Raw genomic sequence first — 4,467 nt, 5'->3', positions numbered from 1 at the left:
AAATCCTTCGCAGCGCAGCATACACCCGCACGAGGCCAGATGCCAGCACGCTACAGCCCATCATCGTAATTTTATTGGGTAAATTTGCCAGGTTTCGTTTGTACAGAGCACGCAACCGATATCGCGAGGCAGCTGTGTTGGTGTAACTGGTTCATCGCAACCTTCCACGAAGTTGGAATTTGAACCGAGTTTGGGCAATGACATCATTGCTGCTGTCTGAGTGCAGACGTGCTGGAGTGGCGTTGGTGCCGGTGATTGAAACGCAATCTGCAAGTCGTCTGTGCGGCGCGTCCGAGCGGCATCTATTGATGACATTGGGCTGAGACTCAATCAGAGCCAGAATGCGAGGGATAAAGCAAGCGCAACGGCTGACAGGAAGTGGCCCGCGAGCTTGTCGAAACGAGTTGCGACGTGGCGGAACTCAGTGATCCGACCGAAAGCTTCTCGATCAGGTGCCGACTTTTATAACGCGTCTGAACATAGCGAATCGTGCGCTTGCGGTTGCGGCGCCCCGGGATGGTCGGCGTAATTCCGGTCTCGCGCAATGATCGGCGCAGGTGATCTGAGTCTTGGGCGGCGTGGACAAATTTGAGCCAGTATCTGGCTGTGGCGAGATGGACCATTTCGAGGAAGCTGTTTGCAAGCTGGTCGTAGCGGGTGGCAATGGCGCGGTTGATCTTGAGTTGTCCGAACATGCGCTCAATGCGGTTGCGTTGTTTGTAGAGCGCCCGGTCATGCTCGATTTTCACGCGGCGGTTTGACCGGCCAGGAATGACGGCCTCGATTTTGCGTTCGGCAAGGTTGGCACGGATTGCGTCGGCGTCGTAACCCTTGTCGGCGAGCAAAGCGTCAGGCGCACGCTCGGGCAGGCCGATCAGGGCGTCATAGGCTTTGCAATCTGCCGCCTCGCCGACTGTCAGATGGAAAGCGAGCGGTCGTCCGAGGGCATCGGCCAGGCAGTGAAGCTTACTGGTGAACCCGCCCCGCGAGCGGCCAAGAGCGCGTCGATGAGTCCCCCTTTTCCGCCCGCTGCCGAGACGTGGGCGCGAACTGTCGTGCTGTCGATGCTGTAGTGGCCACTGTCCGCCATGACCTCGGCGAGCGTTACTGCCACGGTCTCCCAGACCCCGGCCTCGCTCCAGCGTCGGAACCGACGATAAATGGTGTTCCAACTGCCGTATTTGGGTGGCACGTCACGCCATGAAGCACCGCAGCGGAACCGCCAGAGGATACCGTTGATGATGGAGCGGTTCTGTTCGGGCCGCCTGCCTCGACCGCGGTTTTCAGGCTCGATTGGCAGAAGATCCTTCAAGATGCGCCATTCCGCTTCGCTCAGATCGCCCCTGCTCAAGTCTGCCTCCAAAAAGCAGGCTTGAATCAATCCTCTCGCGCCTCGTCAATCGTTCTCATCGCAGAGCGTTGCCGGGACCGGCCAATATTGCGATTATGTCTTCACGGAGGATTTTATGGCTTTGGTGGAAGTGTTTGAGGGTGAGGATCTGGAGAAGCTGCTATTCGTGGCCGAGTTCGACTTTCTGCCGCGCGTTGGCGAACATCTTGCCCGAGATACGGAAGGCTATTTCAACTATTATAACATCGTCAAAATCTGGCATCGGCAGGACACAGCGGAAGGCACTTTCCGAGCATGCCTGCTTGTGAAGCTTGACGATTGATAACCTAGAATTTGTCCACGCCGCCTAGGTTTACCACCCTTAAAGCCCAGTGATTGAATTTGAAAGTAACGGTTGTGAGGGTAGTATGGGCGGAGATGAATCGGTGGGCGCGTGGATTCGTAACCATGGGCTGTATGCCACCTTGCATGGCGGGGGATTGAAGCGCTGATAGCCGCTCCTTTTGATGGGGTGGCGTAGATGGAAGAAAGCGAAGCGAATCAAACAAGTGACATTTGAGTAGTCGTATGACTATCCATCCGCAGCCGAGTTGAAGAACTTCACAGGCCTCCTTCAGGCCGACGGCTACGCCGGGTACGAGAAGCTCTATGCTCGCAACAGGATTCAGGAGGTCGCCTGCTGGGCGCATTTGCGTCGCAAGATCTTCGAGAACCATCAGACCAGCCCAATACCTTTGACCACCGATCTCCTGGCACGGATCGCCGCGCTCTAACAGGCCGAGGACGAGGTACGGGGTCAGTCACCTGATGTTTGCAAACAAAGGGGACAGGAGTACACCAGGCCAATGGTCGACGAGTTACGCTCGGCCATCGACGATGCTTTGCGCCGTCTGTCACCCAAGTGCGCGATGGCAAAAGCACTCGCCTATGGTCGCAAGCGCTGGATTGCGCTCACGCGCTTCGTTGACGACGGCTTGGCCGGCATCGACAACAATATTGCCGAACGCGCGATGCGCACCGTGGCGATCGGCGGGAAGAACTGGCTATTCGCGGGATCACAGGCCGGAGGAGAGCGCGCCGCTGCTATCTATTCGGTCATCGAGACGGCAAAGCTCAACGGCATCGAGCCGCAGGCCTACATCGCCGATGTCATCGAGAAGATCGAAGATGGATGGCCGGCCTCCCGCTGGGACCAGCTCAAGCCTTGGAACTGGAAAGCCCACGAGCAACCGCAGATCTCTGAGGCCGCCTAACCGGCACTTCCAGACCACGCGTACGGTGATTCTGGTTGTCCACCCGCCTTGGGAGCGCCCGAGCGCCTTCGTCTGGTTGCTCATTTTCTGCCGAAGGCCGCGCGCGGCGCTTTGATGTAGGTGCTGTCGATCGCAGCCCATGCTTCGTCCGACAGCCGAAACAACGAACGTGCCATGCCAATGCCTACTCGATCCAAGAGACCTATGAGACAGCACCTTTGCGCAAAATCTACCATCTGAATGCGTTTGGGCCCTAGAGAAGCTTCATAAGTGCTTGGGCGAAGCGCTGGAGCTTCCCTGGCAAAACGGGTGCGATAGTGGATATGATGCGGCGCGTGAAGCCGCGAGAGACCAGCAGTATTCCGCAGGCATAGACCACAATGCCAATGCTCACTGAGCAGGCAAGACGCACAATGATCGGCAAATCAGCGAGCATGGTATGGCGGCAGACGACGATCGCCGCGAACATCATCACTGACCAAAATGCGGGAACGCCTACCATCGCGAAGGCATCACGCCACGAAATGCCCAATTCACGCCGGAGCACCCGGATAACGGATGGTGAAACGATGTAGCGCCGCAGCACTTCGCCATAGCTTGCCGCGACTAGCCCAAATGGCGCTGCTATTGACAAGATGACCGCCCCCACAATCAAACGGAACAGCTCTGGGCCGGAGGCTGCAGTCGGTCGACCGGCGGCCTGCATGGCTGCCTGAAAATAGTGCATATAGGTCATTGGGATGATGCCGAAGGACAACAACATCATCGGCCAAGCACTCTCTGCCCACTTCGCCCCGAAGGCAAATTGGATAAAGTCCGGCGCAATAGCGCCGGCGCCTATCACTGCGGGGATGGTGGTTAGCGCGGTGAACTCGGTCGAGCGGACGTAAGCACGAGCGCGGCTTTCACCGCTCTGTAACCGAGCAAAGGCAGATAGTGTTGCGCTCTGGATAGGGGTTACCGTGCCGTTCAGTATATAGTCGAGGCTGCGCGTGCCGACCCGATAAAGGCCGAGCACGTGGGGCCCGGCGATCGCGCCCAAAACAACATCTGCCAGGCGCCGATTGATCTGCCCAAGTGAACGGGCCCACAGTACCCCCGTACTGAACTTGAGAAGATCGCGGACGTTCTGCCCACGCAGTGAAACAATTTGCGGCTTGAACACGTCGGACGACCAGATGATTATGGTCTGCATCGCCGAAGTAAATATCCGTTGGACCACCAGAGCCCAGACCCCACCCCCTGCCACTGCAACGACAACGCCGAAGACACCTGCAATTATCGAGGCGGCCACTGATCGCACAGCCAAGACCTTGTAGCGGAAATTGCGGCGAAGATGGGCCTCGTGGACCCCACGCAATCCGTCGATCAACAAGGTGCTAGCGAGCGCGGCCAAGACAAACCAGGTTTTGCCGTTGCTGGAATAGTTTTGCGCGACGATTGCCACGATCAGGATCAGCAGGGTGAAAATCGAACCAGCGAAAAGGTTTAACCAGAAAGCAGCGCTGGCATCCCTGTCGTCCCATTCCTTGCGTTGGATCAGCGCTTCAGGGATCCCACCTAACATTATCCCGCGGGTAATATCGATAAATGCCATACTCACCGCAACCATGCCAAAATCCGACGGCGTCAGCAGCCGGGCCAAGATCAAAAAGATGGCGAATGTCGCCGTCTGCGTGCCTAGGTTGGAGATTACGTTCCAGATCGATGCGGTCATTAAACCACGCTTCACCGAATCAACCTGCTTTTTCTCTGACATTGCTTATCTTATTCCTTGCGCCCCATGTCATGCCGGATTGACTAAATACGCCATAGACGGAAAGGCCCCTACCCCTTTGGCGACCTATGATCTACGAGGCGGAT

Annotated in this window: 2 protein-coding genes and 2 pseudogenes; 2 read left to right on the top strand and 2 right to left on the bottom strand. The window is 57.1% G+C overall.

The features are described from left to right. Positions 1-326 precede the first annotated feature (326 nt). A pseudogene (locus AC2A04_RS18230) lies at positions 327-1,312 on the bottom strand (IS5 family transposase). A 154-nt stretch (positions 1,313-1,466) separates the two neighbouring features. On the opposite strand from AC2A04_RS18230, the gene AC2A04_RS18225 reads away from it, so the two are divergent. Both AC2A04_RS18225 and tnpC read left to right on the top strand, forming a co-directional pair. After that, on the top strand, positions 1,467-1,673 hold the full coding sequence (locus AC2A04_RS18225) for a hypothetical protein (RefSeq protein ID WP_484213781.1): 207 nt from the start codon (positions 1,467-1,469) through the stop codon (positions 1,671-1,673). 242 nt (positions 1,674-1,915) lie between these two features. Then, positions 1,916-2,604: pseudogene (tnpC, locus tag AC2A04_RS18220) on the top strand (IS66 family transposase); the annotation flags it as partial. 253 nt (positions 2,605-2,857) lie between these two features. Here tnpC and AC2A04_RS18215 read toward each other — a convergent pair. Further along, positions 2,858-4,363: an oligosaccharide flippase family protein gene (locus AC2A04_RS18215; RefSeq protein WP_484213780.1), complete on the bottom strand. Its 1,506-nt coding sequence runs from the start codon at positions 4,361-4,363 to the stop codon at positions 2,858-2,860. Positions 4,364-4,467: the final 104 nt, after the last annotated feature.

This window comes from Novosphingobium sp. HNCC26DJ243 (genome assembly GCF_057180545.1).
The sequence above is the reverse complement of the archived record's forward strand: the minus strand, read 5'-3'. Positions and strand labels throughout refer to the sequence as shown.